At 61.4% G+C, this 23771-nt stretch carries 23 protein-coding genes; 9 read left to right on the top strand and 14 right to left on the bottom strand.

Annotated features, from left to right (window positions below; all coding sequences use genetic code 11):
• Positions 1-252: 252 nt before the first annotated feature.
• On the top strand, positions 253-1728 hold the full coding sequence (locus AD659_RS05825) for an inorganic phosphate transporter (RefSeq protein ID WP_053119184.1): 1476 nt from the start codon (positions 253-255) through the stop codon (positions 1726-1728).
• A gap of 304 nt (positions 1729-2032) precedes the next feature.
• On the opposite strand, the gene ccoM is transcribed toward AD659_RS05825, so the two are convergent.
• The 3 genes from ccoM to AD659_RS05815 form a co-directional block, all read right to left on the bottom strand.
• Complete coding sequence (gene ccoM / locus AD659_RS30330) at positions 2033-2149, bottom strand: cytochrome c oxidase subunit CcoM (protein WP_025212288.1); 117 nt, start codon at positions 2147-2149, stop codon at positions 2033-2035.
• A 144-nt stretch (positions 2150-2293) separates the two neighbouring features.
• On the bottom strand, positions 2294-2455 hold the full coding sequence (locus tag AD659_RS29930; RefSeq protein WP_003184513.1) for a hypothetical protein: 162 nt from the start codon (positions 2453-2455) through the stop codon (positions 2294-2296).
• Between the two features lie 83 nt (positions 2456-2538).
• A complete protein-coding gene (locus AD659_RS05815; RefSeq protein WP_053119182.1) occupies positions 2539-2880 on the bottom strand; it encodes a hypothetical protein in 342 nt (113 codons plus the stop codon).
• Positions 2881-3109: 229 nt separating this feature from the next.
• Here AD659_RS05815 and rapA point away from each other — a divergent pair, with 229 nt between their 5' ends.
• The gene (rapA, locus tag AD659_RS05810) at positions 3110-5956 is read left to right on the top strand and encodes an RNA polymerase-associated protein RapA (protein WP_053119181.1); all 2847 of its coding nucleotides are present in this window, start codon (positions 3110-3112) and stop codon (positions 5954-5956) included.
• Between the two features lie 72 nt (positions 5957-6028).
• On the opposite strand, the gene AD659_RS05805 is transcribed toward rapA, so the two are convergent.
• The 4 genes from AD659_RS05805 to AD659_RS05790 all read right to left on the bottom strand — a co-directional run bounded on the left by AD659_RS05805 (position 6029) and on the right by AD659_RS05790 (position 10044).
• The gene (locus tag AD659_RS05805) at positions 6029-6871 is read right to left on the bottom strand and encodes a cache domain-containing protein (protein ID WP_053119179.1); all 843 of its coding nucleotides are present in this window, start codon (positions 6869-6871) and stop codon (positions 6029-6031) included.
• Positions 6872-7118: 247 nt separating this feature from the next.
• Positions 7119-7994, bottom strand: coding sequence for an ATPase (locus AD659_RS05800; protein ID WP_053119177.1), 876 nt, complete (start codon positions 7992-7994; stop codon positions 7119-7121).
• Positions 7995-8100: 106 nt separating this feature from the next.
• Positions 8101-9093 (bottom strand): NAD-dependent epimerase/dehydratase family protein, encoded by a 993-nt coding sequence (locus tag AD659_RS05795; protein WP_053119176.1) that lies wholly within the window; start codon positions 9091-9093, stop codon positions 8101-8103.
• A 42-nt stretch (positions 9094-9135) separates the two neighbouring features.
• On the bottom strand, positions 9136-10044 hold the full coding sequence (locus tag AD659_RS05790; protein ID WP_053119174.1) for a LysR family transcriptional regulator ArgP: 909 nt from the start codon (positions 10042-10044) through the stop codon (positions 9136-9138).
• Between the two features lie 98 nt (positions 10045-10142).
• Between AD659_RS05790 and AD659_RS05785 the strand changes: the two genes are divergently transcribed.
• From AD659_RS05785 to AD659_RS05770, 4 genes are all read left to right on the top strand, one after another.
• A complete protein-coding gene (locus tag AD659_RS05785) occupies positions 10143-10745 on the top strand; it encodes a LysE/ArgO family amino acid transporter (RefSeq protein WP_053119172.1) in 603 nt (200 codons plus the stop codon).
• Positions 10746-10921: 176 nt separating this feature from the next.
• Positions 10922-11518, top strand: a complete 597-nt coding sequence (locus AD659_RS05780; RefSeq protein WP_053119170.1) for a superoxide dismutase — start codon at positions 10922-10924, stop codon at positions 11516-11518.
• Between the two features lie 296 nt (positions 11519-11814).
• Positions 11815-13866, top strand: coding sequence for a putative bifunctional diguanylate cyclase/phosphodiesterase (locus AD659_RS05775; RefSeq protein ID WP_053119168.1), 2052 nt, complete (start codon positions 11815-11817; stop codon positions 13864-13866).
• A 268-nt stretch (positions 13867-14134) separates the two neighbouring features.
• Positions 14135-15478: an imelysin family protein gene (locus AD659_RS05770; protein ID WP_053119166.1), complete on the top strand. Its 1344-nt coding sequence runs from the start codon at positions 14135-14137 to the stop codon at positions 15476-15478.
• A 222-nt stretch (positions 15479-15700) separates the two neighbouring features.
• Here the strand turns inward: AD659_RS05770 and AD659_RS05765 are convergent, their stop codons facing one another.
• The 4 genes from AD659_RS05765 to AD659_RS05750 form a co-directional block, all read right to left on the bottom strand.
• Positions 15701-16936, bottom strand: coding sequence for an RNA polymerase sigma factor (locus AD659_RS05765; protein ID WP_053119164.1), 1236 nt, complete (start codon positions 16934-16936; stop codon positions 15701-15703).
• A complete protein-coding gene (locus AD659_RS05760) occupies positions 16936-17412 on the bottom strand; it encodes an SRPBCC family protein (protein ID WP_172681706.1) in 477 nt (158 codons plus the stop codon). Before AD659_RS05760 ends, AD659_RS05765 begins: the two co-directional genes overlap by 1 nt.
• A 27-nt stretch (positions 17413-17439) precedes the next feature.
• Positions 17440-17784: a YciI family protein gene (locus AD659_RS05755; RefSeq protein ID WP_053119159.1), complete on the bottom strand. Its 345-nt coding sequence runs from the start codon at positions 17782-17784 to the stop codon at positions 17440-17442.
• 67 nt (positions 17785-17851) lie between these two features.
• Complete coding sequence (locus AD659_RS05750) at positions 17852-18286, bottom strand: YybH family protein (protein ID WP_053119158.1); 435 nt, start codon at positions 18284-18286, stop codon at positions 17852-17854.
• Between the two features lie 141 nt (positions 18287-18427).
• On the opposite strand from AD659_RS05750, the gene AD659_RS05745 reads away from it, so the two are divergent.
• Both AD659_RS05745 and AD659_RS05740 read left to right on the top strand, forming a co-directional pair.
• Positions 18428-18913 (top strand): GNAT family N-acetyltransferase, encoded by a 486-nt coding sequence (locus tag AD659_RS05745; protein ID WP_053119155.1) that lies wholly within the window; start codon positions 18428-18430, stop codon positions 18911-18913.
• 35 nt (positions 18914-18948) lie between these two features.
• Entirely contained in the window at positions 18949-19554 is a 606-nt protein-coding gene (locus tag AD659_RS05740) for a pyridoxamine 5'-phosphate oxidase family protein (protein WP_053119214.1), read from the top strand.
• A 35-nt stretch (positions 19555-19589) separates the two neighbouring features.
• Here the strand turns inward: AD659_RS05740 and AD659_RS05735 are convergent, their stop codons facing one another.
• Both AD659_RS05735 and AD659_RS05730 read right to left on the bottom strand, forming a co-directional pair.
• Positions 19590-20078: a GyrI-like domain-containing protein gene (locus AD659_RS05735; RefSeq protein WP_053119154.1), complete on the bottom strand. Its 489-nt coding sequence runs from the start codon at positions 20076-20078 to the stop codon at positions 19590-19592.
• 80 nt (positions 20079-20158) lie between these two features.
• On the bottom strand, positions 20159-20821 hold the full coding sequence (locus AD659_RS05730) for a LysE family translocator (protein WP_053119152.1): 663 nt from the start codon (positions 20819-20821) through the stop codon (positions 20159-20161).
• A gap of 207 nt (positions 20822-21028) precedes the next feature.
• On the opposite strand from AD659_RS05730, the gene alaC reads away from it, so the two are divergent.
• On the top strand, positions 21029-22240 hold the full coding sequence (gene alaC, locus AD659_RS05725) for an alanine transaminase (RefSeq protein WP_053119150.1): 1212 nt from the start codon (positions 21029-21031) through the stop codon (positions 22238-22240).
• Between the two features lie 161 nt (positions 22241-22401).
• On the opposite strand, the gene AD659_RS05720 is transcribed toward alaC, so the two are convergent.
• Positions 22402-23754: a GntP family permease gene (locus tag AD659_RS05720; RefSeq protein ID WP_053119148.1), complete on the bottom strand. Its 1353-nt coding sequence runs from the start codon at positions 23752-23754 to the stop codon at positions 22402-22404.
• Between the last annotated feature and the right edge of the window lie 17 nt (positions 23755-23771).

Below are 23771 nucleotides of genomic sequence, written 5' to 3'. Positions count from 1 at the left end.
AATGCCATGGCCTACCTTATTTTCAGATTTTTCATACAGCCGCTCACGGCTTCTTTCAGCTGGCCGCGATCCTGGCCGGCTGCGCTTTGCGCCCCGGAATCAAAGGGTTACGTACCCCACGGAAAACCTGGCTCCGAAGGCTTTCCGACAAATTATTTCGTTGAAGAATGTTACCGATGAGCAGGCAATGCATCGATTAGCGAGGTTTTCTGGCATAATCGCGCCCCCTTACGACCGGGTCAGAAAACCTTCATGATCGATTTATTCAGCGGACTGGATGCTTGGGTGCTTGTGAGCCTCTTGCTCGCCCTGGCTTTTGTCCTCGCCTTCGAGTTCATCAACGGCTTTCATGACACCGCTAACGCGGTTGCCACTGTTATCTACACCAAAGCCATGCCGCCTCATCTGGCAGTGTTCTTTTCCGGTGTGTTCAATTTCCTCGGCGTGCTGCTGGGCGGTGTGGGGGTGGCGTACGCCATCGTCCACCTGCTGCCCGTGGAACTGCTGATCAATGTGAACACCGGACACGGGCTGGCCATGGTGTTTTCGCTGCTCGCAGCGGCCATCACCTGGAACCTGGGCACCTGGTACTTCGGTATCCCGGCGTCCAGTTCCCACACGTTGATCGGTTCGATCCTCGGCGTGGGCCTGGCCAACGCATTGATCAACGATATCCCGCTGGCCGATGGGGTGAACTGGCAGAAGGCGATCGATATCGGCGCCTCCCTGGTGTTCTCGCCCATGGCCGGTTTCCTGATCGCCGCCCTGGTGCTGATCGCCCTTAAATGGTGGCGACCACTGTCGAAGATGCACAAGACGCCGGAACAGCGCCGCAAGATCGACGACAAGAAGCACCCTCCGTTCTGGAATCGCCTGGTACTGGTGATCTCGGCCATGGCGGTCAGTTTTGTCCACGGTTCCAACGATGGTCAGAAAGGCATCGGCCTGATCATGCTGGTGCTGATCGGTATCGTGCCGGCGCAGTTCGTACTCGACCTGGGCAGCACCACCTACCAGATCGAGCGGACCCGTGACGCGACGCTCCACCTGAGCCAGTTCTACCAGCGCAACCACGAATCCCTGGGTGAATACCTGGCGTTGGGCAAAAGCGTGAACGGCGACCTGCCCGAGAAGTTCCGCTGCAACCCACAGCAGACCGAGCCGACCATCAATGCGCTGCTCGACACGCTCAAAGGCGTGGCGGACTATCATTCGCTGCCGTCGGAACGACGCATCGAGGTTCGTCGCTACCTGCTTTGCCTGGACGACACAGCGAAGAAGGTGGGCAAGTTGCCAGGCCTGGCAGCCCGTGAGAAAGACGATCTGAACAAGCTGCGCAAGGACCTGACCGCCACCACCGAATACGCCCCTTTCTGGGTGATTCTGGCGGTCGCACTGGCGCTGGGCCTGGGCACCATGGTCGGCTGGAAACGTGTGGTGCTGACCATCGGCGAGAAGATCGGCAAGCAAGGCATGACCTACGCCCAGGGCATGTCGGCGCAGATCACCACCGCGTGCATGATCGGCATGGCGAACATCTTCAGCCTGCCGGTTTCCACCACCCATGTACTGTCCTCGGGCGTGGCCGGCACCATGGTCGCCAACAAGAGCGGCCTGCAAGGCGGCACCGTACGCACGATCCTGCTGGCCTGGGTGCTGACCCTGCCGGCGACGGTGGCGTTGTCGGCAGCGCTGTTCTGGCTGGCGTCCAAGGCCATCGGCAGCTGATTCCCGGCGGCTCAAAAAGGAAGGTGCGACCCTTGCGGTTCGCACCTTTTTTTTGCCCGAACACCAGACACCTGTGGGAACGAGCTTGCTCGCGAAGGGGCCGGCAAATCCAACATCCATACAACTGAACCACCGCCATCGCGAGCAAGCTCGCTCCCACACATTCAATCTTCAGCGGACACAAAATTCATATCCAAGACAGTTGCTCCCACAGTGGATTTGCGTCGCCTCCAAAATTTGCCCAAAAAAAAGGGCGACCGAAGTCGCCCAAAATGCCTTGCGTGCTCGTTGTAACCGGAAAGACCTACGGTTTCTTCCGCTTGTGTGCATCTTTCCAGATGAATAATCCAAAGCCTGCGAAAAACACGAACATGAGGCCGACCGTCAGTACACCGGCAAACACCACATTATCGAAAAACATGACTGGCCTCCTGGTCTTGCCCCTGTTGCGATGGGTTCAAGGTAACCAATCAGGCCTGGATGAAAATTGACCGGGGTCAATAACGCCCGCAACGGGGCGCGAAGGTGGGGGAATAACTGATCTGGATCAATGGATCGAGGGGGTTCAGCGCTTTTTCGGCTTGTTCTTCGGCTTTTTCTTGGGCTTGCCCAACGGCATGGCCTGCTCAAAAGCCTGGCGGACTTCATTGAGGCGTTTTTCGTTGAGGTCATGAACGCGCTTGGCGCGCTCGGCACTGAGGTCGATCAGCTTGTCGTCTTGGCTCATGGCGTGCGGGCATCGTGCAGTGAATTGCGGATGCGCCCATGATGCGGGCTGTTGGCGGCGTTGACCAGCCTGCACGTGTTGGATCAGATCTGGATATCGACCCAAAGGCCTTGGCGCGACTCTTCGTCTATCAGCGGTACCACCGGCACGGTGTTGTCGGCGTTGAGTTCGGTACCCGGTACGGCCAAATGTTCTTCAGGGTCTTCATCGGCTTCCCGGCGGCGCCGGTCGCGCTCCTGCTGGCGACGCTGTTCCTCGCGCAGCAGCAACGCGGCCTCTTCCGGGTCACGGTTCTGCAGGTCGATGGTGCTTTCGTTGGAGCTTTGCTGCACCGGGACCACGGGCGGTATGTCCGGTCGCTGGCGAACCGGATCCTGTTGAGCGGTGATGGGTACGGCGCTCAAAGGGAGCATGGGTGGCAACATAAAGTTCTCCTGTCTTCAGGTTGTCGGCGGCTAAAATGGCAGCTTGAACCGCCGGTCCGAAACTTGTGACCCAGTTCGCAATTGCTGCGTTCACCAGGGCCGAGCTTGTTTGATCGCTGGGCAAGCGTAAGTTCCGTGACATCGAGACGAATCAGCGTACGTAAGTCCTTTGGTCTGAAGGATCCTTCCGTTAAGATAACCGGCTTTTTCAAGGCGGGAGTCAGGCAGCATGGCGCAGCAGTATCAACCGGGGCAACGCTGGATCAGTGACAGCGAAGCCGAGCTGGGTTTAGGCACCGTTCTGGCACAGGACGGCCGCTTGTTGACCGTGCTCTACCCGGCCACTGGCGACACTCGCCAGTACGCGCTACGGAATGCGCCACTTACCCGTGTACGGTTTTCGCCGGGCGATGTGATCACTCACTTCGAAGGCTGGAAAATGACCGTGCGCGAAGTCGATGACGTCGACGGGCTGCTGGTCTACCACGGCCTCAACGGGCAGAACGAAGTCGTCACCCTGCCCGAAACCCAGTTGTCGAACTTTATCCAGTTCCGCCTGGCCAGCGACCGTCTGTTCGCCGGCCAGATCGACCAGTTGGCCTGGTTCTCCCTGCGCTACCACACCCTGGAACATACCAGCCGCCAATTGCAGTCTTCGCTTTGGGGCCTGGGCGGCGTACGTGCCCAGCCGATCGCCCACCAATTGCACATTGCCCGTGAAGTGGCCGACCGCATCGCGCCACGGGTATTGCTGGCAGACGAAGTGGGCCTGGGCAAGACCATCGAAGCCGGCCTGGTCATTCACCGTCAGTTGCTGTCCGGCCGCGCCAACCGCGTCCTGATCCTGGTGCCGGAAAACCTCCAGCACCAGTGGCTGGTGGAAATGCGCCGACGCTTCAACCTGCAGGTCGCGCTGTTCGATGAAGAACGCTTCATCGAAAGCGATGCCAGCAACCCGTTCGAAGACACTCAGTTGGCCCTGGTGGCGCTGGAGTGGCTGGTGGACGACGAGAAGGCCCAGGACGCGCTGTTCGCCGCCGGCTGGGACCTGATGGTGGTCGACGAGGCCCATCACCTGGTGTGGCACGAAGACCAGGCCAGCCCGCAATACGCACTGGTCGAGCAGTTGGCCGAAACCATCCCGGGCGTATTGCTGCTGACCGCGACCCCGGAGCAACTGGGCCAGGACAGCCACTTCGCCCGCCTGCGCCTGCTGGACCCGAACCGTTTCCATGACCTCAAGGCCTTCCGCGCCGAGAGCGAAAACTATCGCCCGGTGGCTGAAGCCGTGCAGGAATTGCTGGACAAGGGCCGTCTCTCTCCTGGGGCCCACAAGACCATCCAGGGTTTCCTGGGGAACGAAGGCGAAGCGTTGCTCACCGCCGTCAGCGATGGCGACGTCGAAGCCAGTGCCCGCCTGGTGCGCGAACTGCTGGACCGCCACGGCACCGGCCGTGTGCTGTTCCGCAACACCCGCGCCGCGGTGCAGGGCTTCCCCGAGCGCAAGCTGCACGCCTACCCGCTGCCGTGCCCGGCCGAGTACCTGGAGTTGCCCCTGGGCGATCACCCCGAGCTGTACCCGGAAGTCAGCTTCCAAGCCCAGCCGGACGCCAGCGAAGAAGAACGCTGGTGGCGTTTCGACCCGAGGGTCGAGTGGCTGATCGACACCCTGAAGATGCTCAAGCGCACCAAAGTGCTGGTGATCTGTGCCCACGCCGAAACCGCCATGGACCTGGAAGACGCCCTGCGCGTGCGTTCCGGCATCCCGGCCACGGTGTTCCACGAAGGCATGAATATCCTGGAACGCGACCGCGCGGCGGCCTATTTCGCCGACGAAGAGTTCGGTGCCCAGGTGCTGATCTGCTCGGAAATCGGCAGTGAGGGGCGCAACTTCCAGTTCGCCCATCACTTGGTGCTGTTCGATCTGCCGGCGCACCCGGACCTGCTGGAGCAACGTATCGGTCGTCTGGACCGGATCGGCCAGAAGCACACCATCGAGCTGCATGCGCCGTACCTGGAAACCAGCCCGCAGGCGCGGCTGTTCCAGTGGTATCACGAAGCCCTGAACGCGTTCCTCAACACCTGCCCGACCGGCAACGCCTTGCAGCACCAGTTCGGCCCGCGCCTGCTGCCCTTGCTGGAAGAAGCCGACGATGGCCAGTGGCAAGCGCTGATCGATGAGGCCCGCGCCGAACGCGAGCGCCTGGAGGCCGAGTTGCACACCGGCCGTGACCGTTTGCTGGAACTCAACTCCGGGGGCGCCGGTGAAGGCGATGCCCTGGTGGAAGCCATTCTCGAACAGGACGACCAGTTTGCCCTGCCGATCTACATGGAAACCCTGTTCGACGCCTTTGGTATCGACAGCGAGGACCATTCGGAAAACGCGCTGATCCTCAAGCCGAGCGAAAAAATGCTCGACGCCAGCTTCCCGCTGGGGGACGACGAAGGCGTGACCATCACCTACGACCGCAACCAGGCACTGTCACGCGAAGACATGCAATTCATCACCTGGGAACATCCGATGGTGCAAGGCGGCATGGACTTGGTGCTGTCCGGCTCGATGGGCAACACCGCGGTGGCGCTGATCAAAAACAAGGCGCTCAAGCCCGGCACCGTGTTGCTGGAGCTGCTCTACGTCAGTGAAGTGGTTGCACCGCGCTCGCTGCAACTGGGCCGCTACCTGCCGCCGGCCGCCCTGCGCTGCCTGCTCGACGCCAACGGCAACGACCTGGCTGCCCGAGTCTCGTTCGAAACCCTGAACGACCAGCTCGAAAGCGTGCCCCGCGCCAGCGCCAACAAGTTCATCCAGGCCCAGCGCGACCAGCTCGCGCCACGGATCAACGCCGGCGAAGAGAAGATCGCCCCGCGTCACGCCGAACGCGTGGCCGAGGCCCAGCGCCGCCTGGCCGCCGATACCGATGAGGAACTGGCCCGCCTGACAGCCCTGCAAGCGGTCAACCCGACCGTGCGCGACAGCGAACTGGTGGCCCTGCGCCAACAGCGGGAGCAAGGCTTGGCGATGCTTGAGAAGGCGGCGTTGCGTTTGGAGGCGATTCGGGTGTTGGTGGCGGGGTGATTTCGGCTGGGGTGCCTTTTATCGGGTGTATATCCGTTTCTTTGGTAACGGATATACACCCAAAACTCAACTCTAAGGACTGTAATACCCCACAGCCACCAGAAAATGCCCAACCTTCTTCAGGTACGCATGCTTATCCTCGACCTTCCCGGTCACCGGGTTCTTCCAACGATACTCATATTCCCCCACGTCCTGCTTGCCGATCATGGCCAGGATCGGTTCCCCCACCGGTTTACCATCGGGGTCCTTGATCTTGGCAAAGTCGGTATTGATCAAGCGCAGGTTGGTGCCATGGCCCACATAGCGCCGGGTATCGAGGTCAACGACAAAGACATACAAATCATCCAGCAGATAACCGCCCTTGAGGGAGTTGACCGCCGTCAGCGTGGCCTTCTCGTTTTTCAACAGGTCATTCGAGGCCTTGTCCAGCAACGCCCTGGCCTGTTCGGCGGAAGCCCGGGGCAAGTAGTAGCCGACAGCCAGGATTCGCTCACCGACACGCTGGAAATACACATGTTTGCGTTCCACCTTGCCGTCCGCCCAGTTCTGCCAGCGGTACTCGGCTTGCTGGATGCCACTGGCCTCGGGGGTTTTCAGCGCGTCCTTGAAAGCTTTGCGCAAATCAGGCCCCAGCACCTCGGACACGTCTCGCCCGATCAACGCCGAGGACGGACCGCCGCTGGCGAGCATCACCCCCTGGGTATCCACCACAAATACGTAGCGATCCTTGTCGACGAATTCCCCTTGGCGGCTGAAGGCGGCAAAGGCTTTGTCGCCATTGTCGTGGTAATAAGCCAAGGCCTTCTCCAGCAGCGCCCGGGCCGCCTGGCCATCGTCCGCAGTGGCCGTCTGGGCCTGAGCCAGCCCCAGCATGAGCATTGCGCCCAGCCAGGCCATCCTGTGAAAAAAACCCATGCGCGTGCCCCTCGTTCTTGTTGGTATTTCAAGAGCGTAGACGGCGTGGGGTGATGTTGGAGTATTCAGGGGATTGCTGGGGAGTCGAGTCAGTGGGGATTGATATCGACTGAAATGGCGCTATCGCGAGCAAGCTCGCTCCCACACCAGACCGCGTTTCCTGTGGGAGCGAGCTTGCTCGCGGTGGCGGCGGCACATTCAGAATGTGCGCCTGATGCTTCACTATCGCGAACAAATGCCCGCAGGCTTATTGAGCCCCGCCGCGGAGTTGCTGCTGCAAGTTCTGGATCTGCGCCTGCAGGGTGTTGATATTACGGGTGACCTGTCCGCGGAAAGCGTCGAACTCGGCGGTGTTGCCGCCCTTGTCCTGCTGGCTCTTGAGCACGATCACGTCCTGTTCCAGGCGGTCGATGGCAGAGTTGGAGGTGGCTCTTTTCAAGGCGGTAATGTCAGCGCCGATGCTCTTGAGCTGGGCATCCAGCGCACCGCCCTCGCCCTGGCTTTTCAATGCGGCAACTTCGGCCGCCAAGGCCTTGACCTGGGCTTGAAGCTCCTTGTTGGACGCTTGCAACTGAGTGTTGGTGTTCTGCTGTTCAGAAGCCTGGGCGATGAGCTGGGCAAGTTCCTTGTCCAAGTCGGCAGACGGACCGAACGTGGCTTGTTGTTGCCGGTACTGCTCCTGCAGCTTGCTGTCGAATTGCCGGCTCTGTTCCTGCAGCTTGGTGTCCAACTGCTTGAGCTGCAACTTCAAGGCTTCACTGTCGCTCATGACGTTGGACTGCCCGGCGACCACCTTGCCGGAAATGTCCTGCAAGCGTCCCGCCGCATCCTCACTGATCCGGGCGAAGCTCTCCTGGGTCGCCACCAATTGTTGTTCCATCATGGAAATCTGCTGGAAGCTCCACCACGCAAGAAAGCCAATCGCACACAGCAGCGCGCCGATCAATGCCCACAGCGGCCCGGTGCTGGGCCCCTTGACCTTGGCGGCGGCAACGGGCGCCGGGCGCGCTTGCGCGTGGGGCTGGCGGTTGGGCAGGAAATCATCGTCATCGGGGATGTCGGCCCGCATCCGCAGGCTCGGTACATCATCGAAGTCGTCGTTGGCATCGTTACGCATGGGCATGGTTCGACCTTTGGGAAACCGGTAATGGCTTGATGCGACGAGTATAACCCTCTCGCCCGCCGCACCGATTGACCCCGAACCCGGCTATCGGTTCATGACGGGCCGATCAGCGGGCACTTTGGACCCGCCACCAGGCGCAAAATTCATCGAGGGCAGTCCACAAACTGACCTGCGGATCGTAATCGAGATAATGCCGGGCCCGGCTGATGTCCAGGGTGAAATTTCTGTTCATCACCTGCATGCCCAGGCGCGACAGCGTCGGTTCGGGGCGGCCCGGCCACAGTTTGCAGAGACCTTCATTCAGGGCGGCAACGCTGTAAGCCAAGCCGTAGGAACGATAACGTCGCACCTGTGGGACTTCCATCTGGCGCATCACATAGTTGACCACATCCCACAACGGGACCGGTGTGCCGTTGCTGATATTGTAGGCCTTGCCCAAGGCGGAATCGGTCGCCAGCAGACTGCTGAGCAACGCCTCATTGAGGTTTTGCACACTGGTGAAATCCACCTTGTTCAACCCGTTGCCGACAATGGCCAGGCGTCCCTTGCGCTGCATTTTCAGCAAGCGCGGGAAAATGCTCATGTCACCGGCGCCGGTCACGAAACGCGGGCGCAGGGCCAGCACTTCAAGGCCGAACTCCTGGGCGCCAAAGACTTTCTGCTCGGCCAGGTACTTGGTGGCGGCGTAAGGGTGTTTGAAGCGCTTGGGCACCTGCTCTTCGGTCAATCCGAGGTGGTCACGGCCGTCAAAGTAAATGGACGGCGAGGACAGATGAACCAGGCGACGCACCTTCTGCTTGAGGCAGGCCTCAACGACATTTTCCGTGACCTGGACGTTGCCCTGGTGGAAATCCTGATAGCGGCCCCACAGCCCCACGGAGCCTGCGCAATGCACCACGGCCTCGACATCCAGGCACAAGTCGCGGGCCAGCAGCGGATCGCTCAGGTCCCCTTGGACGAACTGCGCACCGCGCCGCACCAAGTGCTCCACACTCTCGGCCCGGCGACCAGTGACCCGTACATCCAGGCCCTGCTCCAGGGCGAAACGCGCAAAGCGCCCGCCAATGAAGCCGCTCGCGCCGGTGACCAAAATCTTCATGCATGCTCCTAAAAATCAGATTCGAGCTACAAGCTCCAAGCTTCAAGCCAAGCGCTCTTCACTTACCGCTTGCAGCGTGCTGCTTGCCGCTGCGATCAGTCGCTCGGTCAATAAGCCGAGCAACTGTCCACCATTGCGCCAATGATGCCAGTACAGCGGCACATCGATCGGTTTATCTGCCAACAATTCCACCAGTACGCCTCGCTCCAGCTGTTCGCGCACTTGCAGCTCCGGCACCAGTCCCCAGCCCAGTCCCGCTTCAGCAAGACGGATGAAACCTTCGGACGAGGGGCACAAATGGTGCTGGAAACCGCCCTCCACGCCCACGGACGCGAGGTAGCGGTGCTGTAGGAAATCATCCGGGCCGAACACCAGGGCCGGGGTACGGGCCAGTTGATCGGCCCGCACGCCGTCGGGAAAATGCCGAGCAATGAAGGCCGGGCTGGCCAACGCCCGGTACCGCATAGCCCCGAGCAACACGCTGCGGGCGCCCGCCACCGGGCGTTCGCTGGCACAGACACAGGCCGCCACTTCACCGGCGCGCATGCGCTTGAGGCCAACGGTCTGGTCTTCCACCACCAGGTCGAGCAACAGATGATGACTGGCGCAGAAATCGCCCACCGCAGCGGCCCACCAGGTCGCCAGGCTGTCGGCGTTCAAGGCGATGCGCAGACGCTCCGGCAGTCCTTCCTCATCCAGCGCCGGCACCAGGCTTTGCAGATCGCGCTCAAGCAGCCGCACCTGCTGCACATGATTGAGCAGCCGGCGGCCGATTTCCGTCGGCGCCGGCGGCGTGGCACGGACCAGAACGGGCTGGCCGACACGCGCCTCCAACAGCTTGATCCGTTGGGAAATGGCCGATTGCGACAAACCCAGCACCTGGGCCGCACGCTCGAAACCGGCCTGCTCGACCACGGCAGCCAGGGCAGAGAGCAATTTGTAATCGAACATCAGTTTCCCTAATGAGCAATCAGCAATATTGGTTTTTCTTATACAGCCAACCCCGGGAGAATGGCCAGCAATTCAGTAACTGACCGGGGGATAAAACGATGTGGCAAAGCTATCTGAACGGGCTCTTGGTGGCCCTCGGGCTGATCATGGCCATCGGCGCCCAGAACGCATTCGTGTTGGCCCAGAGCCTGCGTCGCGAGCATCACTTGCCCGTCGCGGCGTTGTGCATCACCTGCGACGCCCTGTTGGTCGCCGCAGGGGTTTTCGGCTTGGCGACTTTGTTGGCCCAGAGCCCGTTGCTGCTGTCGATTGCCCGTTGGGGCGGCGCCGCGTTCCTGCTCTGGTATGGCAGCCAGGCGTTGCGCCGGGCCTGTTCGAAGCAAAGCTTGCAACACGGCGCGAACCAGACCGTGCGCTCGCTGCGAACGGTGCTGCTCAGCGCGCTGGCGGTGACCCTGCTCAATCCCCACGTCTACCTCGACACCGTGCTGCTGATCGGTTCCCTTGGGGCCCAGCAGAGCGTGCCCGGCGCCTATGTGGTGGGGGCGGCCAGTGCCTCGCTGCTGTGGTTCCTCACCCTGGCCATCGGCGCGGCATGGCTGGCGCCGTGGTTGGCCCGCCCAAGCACCTGGCGGATCCTGGACCTGTTGGTGGCGGTGATGATGTTTACCGTGGCGATGCAATTGATTGTCGCCGGCTGATTATTCCAAACCGCTCTGGAACCTCTATTCCACACAGTTGTTGCGTGGTTATGCCGCACCCCCGGTGCTATGATCCGACTCCTGCGCCGCAAAGAGTACAAACTCCCCGGCGCTAGTCTGGCCGCCCGTGATCGGCCTTGCGCTCACCGCAACCTGACCTGATTAGGAGAATCACCATGGCTTTCGAATTGCCGCCTCTGCCCTATGCACACGATGCACTGCAGCCGCACATCTCCAAAGAGACTCTGGAATACCACCACGACAAGCACCACAACACCTATGTCGTGAACCTGAACAACCTGGTGCCTGGCACCGAGTTCGAAGGCAAGACCCTGGAAGAAATCGTCAAGACTTCCTCGGGCGGTATCTTCAACAACGCCGCTCAGGTCTGGAACCACACCTTCTACTGGAACTGCCTGGCGCCAAACGCCGGCGGTCAACCAACCGGCGCCCTGGCCGAAGCCATCAACGCAGCCTTCGGTTCGTTCGACAAGTTCAAGGAAGAGTTCAGCAAGACGTCCATCGGCACCTTCGGTTCCGGTTGGGGCTGGCTGGTGAAAAAGGCTGACGGCTCCCTGGCCCTGGCCAGCACCATCGGCGCCGGCAACCCGCTGACCAACGGCGACACCCCGCTGCTGACCTGCGACGTGTGGGAACACGCCTACTACATCGACTACCGCAACGTTCGTCCAAAATACGTCGAAGCGTTCTGGAACCTGGTCAACTGGAAATTCGTCGCCGAGCAGTTCGAAGGTAAAGCTTTCACTGCTTAAGCTCGATGCCAGACAAAGGAAACCCGGCACCGTGCCGGGTTTTTTTTGCGCGAAAAAAATTGACCGTGAGCAAAAATACCTCGCGTCTGGAATCCAAGAAAAAATCCCGACAGGCCTCAAGTTGCGGTGCCTTTCAACCGACACAATGGTCGTAGAGCAATCACTCTGGAAAAAACGTATACCGGTCAGGTTTCAAGCGAAAACCCTTGTGTTTGATTGTCCCTTTGACTGACCTCACAGGATTGCCAATACTCATGGCAACTTGACGCTACCCGCACGGAACAAGGAACCACTCTTTGAAGCTGGAACTCAAGAACAGCTTGTCTGTGAAGTTGCTCCGGGTCGTGCTCCTCTCGGCATTGATCGTTGGCGTGGTCTTGAGCTGCGCCCAGATTGTGTTCGATGCCTACAAAACCAACCAGGCCGTCGCCAGCGACGCCCAGCGTATCCTCGACATGTTTCGCGACCCTTCGACCCAGGCCGTCTACAGCCTGGACCGGGAAATGGGCATGCAAGTGATCGAAGGCCTGTTCCAGGACGAAGCCGTACGCATGGCGTCCATCGGCCATCCCCGTGAAACCATGCTCGCCGAAAAGTCCCGGCCCTTGCAGCACTCCGACAGCCGCTGGCTGACCGACCTGATCCTGGGCAAGGAGCGCACCTTCACCACGCAACTGGTGGGACGCGGCCCCTATAGCGAATATTACGGCGACCTGAGCATTACCCTCGACACCGCCACCTACGGCGAGGGCTTCATCGTCAGTTCGGTGATCATCTTCATCTCCGGGATGCTGCGGGCCCTGGCCATGGGCCTGGTGCTGTACCTGGTCTATCACTGGCTGCTGACCAAGCCGTTGTCGCGGATCATCGAGCACCTGACCGAAATCAACCCTGATCGCCCCAGCGCGCACAAGATCCCGCAGTTGCGCGGCCACGAGCAAAACGAGTTGGGCCTGTGGATCAACACGGCCAACCAACTGCTCGAATCCATCGAGCGCAACACACACTTGCGCCACGAAGCGGAAAACAGCCTGCTGCGCATGGCCCAGTACGACTTCCTCACCGGTCTGCCCAACCGCCAGCAGCTTCAGCAGCAACTGGACAAGATTTTGGTGGACGCCGGGCGCCTGCAACGGCGGGTGGCGGTGCTGTGTGTGGGGCTGGATGATTTCAAGGGCATCAACGAGCAGTTCAGCTACCAGACCGGCGACCAATTGCTGCTGGCCCTGGCGGATCGGTTGCGGGCCCACAGTGGTCGGCTCGGCGCGCTGGCGCGGCTGGGGGGCGACCAGTTCGCCCTGGTCCAGGCCGACATCGAGCAGCCGTACGAGGCCGCCGAGCTGGCCCAGAGCATCCTCGACGACCTGGAGGCGCCCTTTTGCATCGATGATCAACAAATTCGCCTGCGGGCCACCATCGGCATCACTCTTTTCCCCGAAGACGGCGATAGCACCGAGAAGCTGTTGCAGAAAGCCGAGCAGACCATGACCCTGGCCAAGAGCCGCTCGCGCAATCGCTACCAGTTCTACATCGCCAGCGTCGACAGCGAGATGCGCCGCCGTCGCGAACTGGAGAAAGACCTGCGCGAGGCCCTGGCCCGCGAGCAATTCACCCTGGTGTACCAGCCGCAGATCAGCTACCGCGACCTGCGAATCGTCGGGACCGAAGCCCTGATCCGCTGGCACCACCCCGAACATGGCCTGGTACCGCCGGACCTGTTCATTCCCCTGGCCGAGCAGAACGGCACCATCATCGCCATCGGCGAGTGGGTGCTGGACCAGGCCTGCAGGCAATTACGCGAATGGCACGACCAGGGTTTCCTCGACCTGCGCATGGCGGTCAACCTGTCGACGGTGCAACTGCACCACGCCGAACTGCCACGAGTGGTAAACAACCTCCTGCAGATGTACCGGCTGCCGCCGCGCAGCCTGGAGCTGGAAGTCACCGAGACCGGCCTGATGGAAGACATCACCACCGCAGCCCAGCACCTGCTGAGCCTGCGCCGCTCCGGTGCGCTGATTGCTATCGATGACTTTGGCACCGGCTATTCGTCCCTGAGCTACCTCAAGAGCCTGCCGCTGGACAAGATCAAGATCGACAAGAGCTTCGTCCAGGACCTGCTCGATGACGAGGACGATGCAACCATCGTCCGGGCCATTATCCAACTGGGCAAGAGCCTGGGGATGCAGGTCATTGCCGAAGGCGTCGAGACGGTCGAGCAGGAAGCCTACATCATCGCCGAGGGCTGCCACGAAGGTCAGGGGTACTACTACAGCAAACCGCTGCCGGCGCGGGAGTTGGGCATTTACCTGAAGCAGGCCGAGCGCAGCAAGGTTTCCATCATCTGATCAGTCTTCCAAGTGCCCACCCTGTAGGAGCTGGCGAAGCCTGCGATCCCTTGATGTTCGCTTGAGATTCAAGCATCCGTGGAAAGATCGCAGCCTCGCTTCGCTCGACAGCTCCTACAGACGCCGCCGAGAGGCGGTGATCTGCATTATTAAACAAGAAATATTTACAACCATAACCCTTTACACATAATGCAAATCTTTCGCATTATGTCGCAGTTTTGCGCACCCTCGCGCCTGTCCCATCCATTACCGAAGCAGGATGTTCGCCATGATTCGTATGCCCCTGGCTACCGCCAGTCTGCTGGCCATCGCTATTTCCCTCGCCGGTTGCGGCGAAGGCAAAGACAAGGCCGCCGCGCCGCAAGCGCCAACGCCGGCCGCCAGCACCGCGGCACCGGTCGCCCCTGCTGCTGCCGGTAAAGTCGACGAGACCGCCGCCAAGGCCGTTGTCGCGCACTATGCCGACATCGTCTATGCCGTCTACAGCGATGCCGAATCCACCGCGAAAACCCTGCAAACCGCCGTCGACGCGTTCCTGGCCAAGCCGAACGCCGAGACCTTGAAAGCCGCCAAGGCTGCCTGGGTCGCCGCACGCGTGCCGTACCTGCAAAGCGAAGTGTTCCGCTTCGGCAACACCATCATCGACGACTGGGAAGGCCAAGTGAACGCCTGGCCCCTGGACGAAGGCCTGATCGACTACGTCGACAAATCCTACGAGCACGCCTTGGGTAACCCGGGCGCCACCGCCAACATCATCGCCAACACCGAAGTCCAGGTTGGCGAAGACAAGGTCGACGTCAAAGACATCACCCCGGAAAAACTCGCCAGCCTGAACGAACTGGGCGGTTCCGAGGCCAACGTCGCTACCGGCTACCACGCCATCGAATTCCTGCTGTGGGGCCAAGACCTCAACGGTACCGGTCCGGGCGCTGGCAATCGCCCAGCGTCGGACTACCTGGAAGGCGCCGGCGCCACCGGCGGCCACAACGATCGTCGTCGTGCCTACCTCAAGTCCGTGACCCAACTGCTGGTCAATGACCTGCAGGAGATGGTCGGCAACTGGAAGCCGAACGTGGCCGACAACTACCGCGCCACCCTGGAAGCCGAGCCGGCTGAAAGCGGCCTGCGCAAGATGCTGTTCGGCATGGGCAGCCTGTCCCTGGGTGAACTGGCGGGCGAGCGCATGAAGGTGTCCCTGGAGGCCAACTCGCCAGAAGACGAGCAGGATTGCTTCAGCGATAACACCCACAACTCGCACTTCTACGATGCCAAAGGTGTTCGTAACGTGTACCTGGGCGAATACACCCGCGTCGACGGCAGCAAGATGACCGGCGCCAGCCTGTCGTCCCTGGTGGCCAAGGCCGATCCAGCCGCAGACACCGCGCTCAAGACCGACCTTGCCGACACCGAGGCCAAGATCCAGGTCATGGTCGATCACGCCAACAAGGGTGAGCACTACGACCAACTGATCGCCGCCGGCAACACCGCTGGCAACCAGATCGTGCGCGACGCCATCGCCGCACTGGTCAAGCAGACCGGTTCGATCGAACAGGCAGCGGGCAAACTGGGCATCAGCGACCTGAACCCGGACAACGCTGATCACGAGTTCTGATCAACGCCGGATGACTGAAAAGGCGACCTCCGGGTCGCCTTTTTGTTTGATGCCGCCGGCTCAGGGGCATAGGGCTAACTTTGTGGCGAGGGAGCTTGCTCCCGCTGGGATGCGCAGCAGCCCCACTCCCCTATGTAACTGACACACCGCAGGGGGCCGCTTCGCGGCCCAGCGGGAGCAAGCTCCCTCGCCACAACGGCATGCTCGGCTGTCCCTCGGCTATTACTGCAACCCGGCAAGCCTTGCTTCAATGAATCGCCGCTCCGGCAGTTGCTGCGTCAGTTCGAGCGCACGTCGGTAGGCGGCCCTCGCCTCGTCCACCTGCCCCAACTGCCGGCAGAACTCCGCCCGCGCCGAATGGGCCAGGTGGTAGTCCGTCAAATCGCCCCGGGCGAGTATCCCGTCAACCAAGCGTAACCCTTCCTGGGGCCCATCCCGCTTGGCCAGGGCGGCGGCGCGATTGAGTTCGATCACCGGCGACGGCACGGCCCGCAGCAATACATCATAGAGCCCGACGATCTGCGGCCAGTCGGTCTCCTCGGCCGTCGGCGCTTCGGCATGCACCGCCGCAATCGCCGCTTGCAGGCAATACGGCCCGAAACGCCGGGTCTTCAGCGCGGCTTCCACCAGGGCGCAGCCCTCGGCGATCAGCTCGGCATCCCACAAGGATCGCGCCTGTTCATCCAGCAGGATCAGCTCACCGGTTGACGAGGTTCGCGCCGGTCGCCGGGATTCATGCAGCAGCATCAACGCCAGCAGCCCCATGACCTCGGCCTCGGGCAGCAACTCCATCAACAGACGCCCAAGGCGGATGGCTTCGCGGGTCAGGTCTTCACGGGTCAGCTCGGCCCCCATCGACGCCGAGTACCCTTCGTTGAACACCAGGTAGATCACCCGCAGCACGCTGTCCAGGCGCTCCGGCAGTTCCGCGCGGGACGGCACCTGATAGGGAATCCTGGCATCGCGGATTTTCGCCTTGGCCCGCACGATGCGCTGGGCAATGGCCGCCGGGGCGGCAAGGAACGCCCGGGCGATTTGCTCGGTGGTCAGGTCGCAGACTTCCCGCAGCGTCAAAGGCACCTGGGCATCGGCCGCCAGCGCCGGGTGGCAACAGGTGAAAATCAGCCGCAGGCGATCATCTTCCACGTCTTCGTCACTCCACTGGCCTTGTTCCAATTCCTCGAGTTGAGCGATCAACATCGGTTGGGATGCGGCGAAACGTGCGCGCCGACGCAAACTGTCGATGGCCTTGAAGCGCCCGGCAGACACCAGCCAGGCCCGTGGATTATCCGGCACACCGTCGCGCTGCCAGCGCTCGACCGCAATGAAAAAGGCCTCGTGCAAGGCCTCTTCCGCGAGATCGAAGTCTCCCAGCAGGCGAATCAGCGTCGCCAGGATCCGCCGCGAGTCTTGCCGATAAACCTGCTCGACCCGCGCCTTGACCGTTTCGCCCGACATCAGTCGGGCATGCCCCGGGTAACCAGCGCTTCAAGCCGGTCCAGGCTCTCGCCCCAGCCCTCATGGAAGCCCATGGCTTCGTGTGCCTGGCGATCCTCCTCGCTCCAGTGCAGCGCACGGGCGGTGTAACGGGTTTTGCCGTCCACCTCCTCCAGCAGCACTTCGGCGGTCATGAAGGCCTTGCCAGAGGGGATCCAGCCGGGCAGGAACGCATCGGTGAACACCAGGCGCTGCGGCGCGAGAATTTCCAGGAACACGCCCATGGTCGGGTATTCACTGCCGTCGGGGGCGCGCATCAAGGTGCGAAACTGACCGCCGACCCACAGGTCCATGTCGCACTCCGGCGTGGTCATGCCGTGGGGGCCCCACCATTGCGTCAGCAAGGCCGGCTCGGTCCAGGCGCGGAAGATCTTCTGGCGCGGGGCGTCGATCACCCGGCTGATGGATAACGCGTAAGGGGCAGTTGTGAGGTTCATGAATGACATCCTGTTTGTGCTTGTTGTTCAGGGGTTCAGTTGGCGTACCGGTCGGACTTCAACGCAGCCGACCCGGGCCGCCGGAATGTTGCCGGCGACCTGGATGGCTTCATTGAGGTCCTTGGCGTCGATCAGGTAGAAGCCCGCCAGTTGCTCCTTGGTTTCGGCGAACGGGCCGTCAGTGATCGACAGCTTGCCGCCGCGCATGCGTACCGTGGTGGCGGTCTGTACCGACTCCAGGGCCTCGGCGGCAATCATGCGCCCGCTGCCCTGGATGGATTCGGCATAGGCCATGCACTCGGCGTCCTCCGGGCTGTCGGGCGAGTTGTGCAGCGTGTGTTCGTTGCTATACACCAGGCATAGGTACTTCATGGAAAGCTCCGTGATCGGACTGATCAACTATGGACGGCAGAATGACGCTCGGCGAAAAAACCGACGATCAGGGTTGCAGGTCGAACAGCGCCGTCCCGGCCATCGGGTCGAACGGGGCGGACCAATGTTCATGGACGATCCGCCATTGTCCGGCCACGCGCTGGTAGCAGGCCGTCACGCGCATCCAGCAGGCCTGCTCCTCGCCTTTTTCGTTGGTGCCGCCGCAATAGGCCAGCCAGTGGGCAAAGGCGATATTGTCGGCCGGGGTGATCTTGACCTGATGAAAGTCGAATTTGTGTGGGCCGGGGCACATCTCCATGCAGGCTTGCCAATGGGCCCGGTAGGCGGTCTTGCCCTTGAATTGCAAGGCCTGAATGGCATCGAACGAGACAATATCCTCATCATAGAGCGCCATGACCTTTTCAACGTCCTTGGTCATCACGGCCTGGCGATACGTGTCGATCAGGGCCTGGATTTCGCGTTCAGTGGCTTGGGTATTCATGGTGATTCTCCGCAGTTTTTTGTTGAAGACACCCTTTGTCGTTTGGAGAAACAGTGAATCGACAATCCAACAAAAATAATTCAAAGAAAAAAATTCGCTAGAATCCAGTTCTCATTTTGCCGGCAAACAATGGATGTTTTTGTGACCGCTCAGCTCGTCCCCTACGAAGACCTGACCCCGCTGCAACGGGAACAGGTCACCGCCATCGAAATCCACCCCGAACAGATCAAGTTCGCCGGTGATATCCACGGCGCCCTGCACACGCTGCTGTCCAAGCCCTGCCTCGGGGTCAAAGGCTTTGCGTTACTGGCTGAGGAGGTACCGGTGGCCTTCCTGCTGCTCAAGCGCCCGCCGGTACTGCCCGCCTGGGCCAACGAACACAGCGCCACCCTGCATGCCCTGCAAGTCGACCACCGGGCCCAGGGCAAAGGTTATGGCAAGGCGTGCCTGCAGGCGCTGCCCACCGTGGCGCAAGCCACCTGGCCGGAGATTCGCGGGCTGGAGCTCTCGGTCGATGCCGACAACGATTCGGCCATCGGCCTGTACACCCGGATGGGCTGGGTCGACAGTGGCGAAGCCTACAAGGGCCGCATCGGTTATGAGCGGCGGATGGGATTGCTGTTCTGATGGACCTTGCCCCACAGACTCAGGATGAATGAATGATGTTGACGTCGATTGAACAGTTGGAAGCCCTCTATGGCCAGCCCCACGAACGGGCAGTGCGTAAACAGATCCCGTTCCTGAACGAGGATTATCAGGCCATGGTCCGGGCCTCGCCGCTGGTGGTCATCGGTTCGGCAGGGCCCGACGGCCTCGATAGCTCGCCACGGGGCGATATGCCGGGTTTCGTGCAGATCCTCGACGAGCGCACCCTGGCCTTGCCGGATCGCCCCGGCAACAACCGCATCGACACGCTGCGCAACGTTCTGCACGATCCACGGGTATCGCTGCTGTTCCTCATTCCAGGTATTGGCGAGACCCTGCGGGTCAACGGCACCGCCCGCATCAGCGCCGAACCGGCCCTGCTGGAGCGCTTTGCGGTCAACGGCAAGCCGGCTCGCACGGTGCTGCTGGTGACGGTCGAAGCGGCATTTTTTCACTGTGCCAAAGCCATCGTGCGTTCAGACCTGTGGAACCCGGCCCACCACCTCGAGCGCTCGGCCCTGCCAAGCGCCGGAGCGATCCACAAGCGCTTGAATGATGGACAGTTCGATGCCGAGACTTATGACCGTGAAGCGCCTGCGCGGGTGCAGGCCAGTTTGTACTGATCAAGCATTGGAAGCTGCTGCCGGGTGAGCCTCGATCAGCTCGGCTTGAGCGGGATCCAGATTTCCAGGGTCCCTTGGCCGGTCCTGGGGTTGAAATCTTCGCTATAGCGCTCGAACTCCGGCAGCTCGGCCGCTTCGTGGCCGGAATGCGGCAGCCACTCGTTCCAGATGTATTGGAACGTGTCCGGCAGTTGTTTCAACGGCCCTTTGTGTTCGAAGACCGCGTAATACCCTGGCTGGATTTCGATCCAGCGGTATTGTTCCGTCAAATCGTCGAGCCGGCTGATCTCCACGCCAGCGATATATTCGAACCCACCCTTCCCGTCCGGGTTGCAACACACACCGTAGGTCACTTCATCTTTCTGCCCTGGCACCTTGCCGAGCCAGGGCAGGAACTTTTCCCAGAGCAAAGGGATGTCTAGGGCGGTTTCCGGGGTAAACCGGGCCCCAAAGCCGGCGATGAGCTGAAAACGTCCCTGTTCAAAGCGTGGTACGGCTGTGTAATCGCGTTTGGGCTTTTCCATGCGGCAACACTCCGGCAAAACGTGAAGTCGGGTTTGGCAGTATAGAAGCCAAACCGTAATTGCCAGGGCCGTTTCGCTTGTCAGATGCCCGGCAGGGCGCCGTTGACGGCTTTCCCTACAAACTCGTTGTAGCCAGAAACGATCACGTACACCGCGAAATAGCAGAAGATCGCTGCGGATGCCCAATAGGAATAACGCAACAGTTTATCCCCCAACAGTTTGCCGCCCTGGGTCGCCGCCAGGCACAGGGCCGCACACCACAGCAGCCCGGCGCAGAGAAAACCACTGAGGAACAGCGCCGAGCTGAGCAAGGTTCCGCCGCCCGAACGAGCGATCAGCGTGCCGCCCACCGCCGCAAACCAGAGGATGGCGCTGGGCGATGACATGGCCAGGAAAATTCCCCGGAAAAACTCCTGGCGCGAAGAGTTGCCCTGCACCTCGCCCGCCTCGGCCAGCACCGCGCTGTGATAGATCGCCGAGTGGATCATCTTCGCCGCGAAATACAGCAACAGCACCGAACCGCCAACCCACAGCACCCAGCGCACCGCCTCGTATTGCAGCAGTACGGTCATGCCGGCCAGGGCCAGGACGGCATAGACCAGGTCGCCCACGCAGGTGCCCAGGCCCAGGGCGAAACCCTGGAAATAGCCGCGCTGCATCGCCAGGGTGATCATCGCGATATTGGCCACGCCAATGTCCAGGCACAGGGAGAGGCTCAGCAGGAAACCGCTGGAAAATTCCATCATTCATTCCGTTCGATTGGGGTGCGGCGAATCAATTGCCCGCAGCTGCCGTTGATGGCTGCGTGGCAAGGGCGACAGTGTCGTCGAAAATAGTTGCGCGCCGCTACTGGACAATTGGCCATCAGCCCCCTTATCTTGCGCCGCAGGCCACCGCAGTGGCCAACGTCGCTCGGACGGTTCCGGGCGCTCACGTATCTCGAGGCAACAATGGCCGAACAAGGTTCGCCGCGCCGCTTTGCGCGCATCGATCGACTCCCCCCGTACGTATTCAATATCACTGCCGAGCTGAAGATGGCTGCGCGTCGGCGCGGCGAAGACATCATCGACTTGAGCATGGGTAACCCCGACGGCGCCACGCCCCCACACATCGTGGAGAAACTGGTCACCGTCGCCCAGCGTGAAGACACCCATGGCTACTCCACGTCCAAAGGCATCCCGCGCCTGCGCCGCGCCATTTCGCGCTGGTACAAGGACCGCTATGAAGTGGACATCGACCCGGAAAGCGAAGCCATCGTCACCATCGGTTCCAAGGAAGGCCTGGCACACCTGATGCTGGCCACCCTGGACCAGGGCGACACGGTGCTGGTGCCCAACCCCAGCTATCCGATCCACATCTACGGCGCGGTGATCGCCGGCGCCCAGGTGCGTTCGGTGCCGCTGGTGCCAGGTGTGGATTTCTTCGACGAGCTGGAGCGGGCCATTCGCGGCTCGATTCCCAAGCCGAAGATGATGATCCTGGGTTTTCCGTCCAACCCCACTGCCCAGTGCGTGGAGCTGGACTTCTTCGAGCGGGTCATCGCCCTCGCCAAGCAATACGACGTGCTGGTGATCCACGACCTGGCCTACGCCGACATCGTCTATGACGGCTGGAAAGCCCCGTCGATCATGCAGGTGCCTGGCGCGAAAGACATCGCGGTGGAATTTTTCACCCTGTCCAAGAGCTACAACATGGCCGGCTGGCGCATCGGTTTCATGGTGGGCAACCCGGAATTGGTCAGCGCCCTGGCGCGGATCAAGAGCTACCACGACTACGGCACCTTCACCCCGCTGCAAGTGGCCGCCATCGCCGCCCTTGAAGGCGACCAGCAATGCGTGCGCGACATCGCCGAGCAGTACCGCCAGCGCCGCAATGTGCTGGTCAAAGGCCTGCATGAGCTGGGCTGGATGGTGGAAAACCCCAAGGCATCGATGTACGTCTGGGCGAAGATTCCCGACGCCTATGCCCACTTGGGTTCATTGGAGTTTGCCAAGAAGCTGTTGGCCGAAGCCAAGGTATGCGTCTCACCGGGGGTGGGGTTCGGGGAATATGGGGATGATCACGTGCGCTTTGCGCTGATCGAGAACCAGGACCGGATTCGCCAGGCCGTGCGGGGGATCCGTGGGATGTTTCGGGCGGATGGGTTGACCGGCAAAGCCTGACAGCCAACCACAACCTCTGTGGCGAGGGAGCTTGCTCCCGCTCGACTGCGAAGCAGTCGCAAACCGGTCGCCTCACTCTATGAGTCGGAGTTGACTGGATTGGGGCCGCTTCGCGGCCCAGCGGGAGCAAGCTCCCTCGCCACAGTTAGTCCAGGGTGTTCTTAGATCACCAGCGACAACAGCAGGATGAAGATCAGCCCCACCACGGACAGGATGGTTTCCATCGCGGTCCAGGTCTTGAAGGTTTCGGCCACGGTCATGTTGAAGTACTGCTTGACCAGCCAGAAGCCCGCATCGTTGACGTGGGACAGGATCAACGAACCGGCACCGGTCGCCAGTACCAGCAGCTCACGGTTCACACCCGGCATCATCCCCACCACCGGCACCACGATCCCTGCACCGGTAATGGTCGCCACCGTCGCCGAGCCTGTGGCGATGCGGATCACCGCAGCCACCAGCCACGCCAACAGAATCGGCGAGATCTGCGCGCTGACCGCCATGTGACCGATCACATCGCCCACACCACTGGTCACCAGCATCTGCTTGAAGCCACCACCGGCACCGATGATCAGGATGATCGCGGCAGTCGGGGCCAGGCTTGCGTCCAGCCATTTGAGCATCTGGCTGGAGCCGATGCCCTGCTTGTAGCCAAAGGTGTACAGCGACAGCAGCAACGCCAGCAGCAAGGCCGAGATCGGGTGACCGATCATGTCCATCCAGACGCGGAAGAGGTTACCGTCCGGCAGCACGACGTCAGCAAAGGTCTTGAGCAGCATCAGGAACACTGGCGACAGCACGGTGATCAGGGTGATGCTGAAGCTTGGCAACTCGGCGGCGTTCGTCTCGCGGGCCAGTTGATCCACCAGTTCCTGGTTCGGATGGCCGGGGATGTGCTTGGCAATGAACGTACCGAAGATCGGCCCGGCAATGATGGCGGTCGGCAGCGCGACGATCAGGCCGTAGAGAATGGTCTTGCCGATGTCAGCGCCAAAGATGCCAATCGCCAGCAGCGGCCCCGGGTGCGGTGGCACCAGGCCGTGGACGGCGGAAAGGCCGGCCAGCAGCGGGATACCGATCTTGATGATCGACACGCCGGTGCGGCGCGCGACGATGAATACCAGCGGGATCAGCAGCACGAAGCCGATTTCGAAGAACAGCGGGATGCCCACCAGGAACGCGGCGAACATCATCGCCCATTGCACCTTGTCCTTGCCGAAGGCGCGGATCAGGGTCTGGGCAATCTGATCGGCCCCGCCCGACTCGGCCATCATTTTGCCGAGCATCGTGCCCAGCGCCAGGATGATGCCGACAAAGCCCAGCACGCCACCGAAGCCGTCCTGGAACGCCTTGATGATGGTGCCGGTCGGCATGCCCGACGTCAGGCCGAGGAACGCGGCGGCGATGGTCAGTGCAATGAACGGGTGGAATTTGAACTTGGTGATGAGGACGATGAGTCCGATCACCGTGACCACTGCATCAAGCAGTAGGAACGTCTCGTGGGACATGCCGAACATGGAAGGTGTCTCCTGAT

Origin of the sequence: Pseudomonas thivervalensis, from assembly GCF_001269655.1 — a bacterium.
Classification (GTDB): domain Bacteria; phylum Pseudomonadota; class Gammaproteobacteria; order Pseudomonadales; family Pseudomonadaceae; genus Aquipseudomonas; species Aquipseudomonas thivervalensis.
Note: the sequence above shows the minus strand (reverse complement) of the source record. Positions and strands in the feature narration are given on the sequence as shown.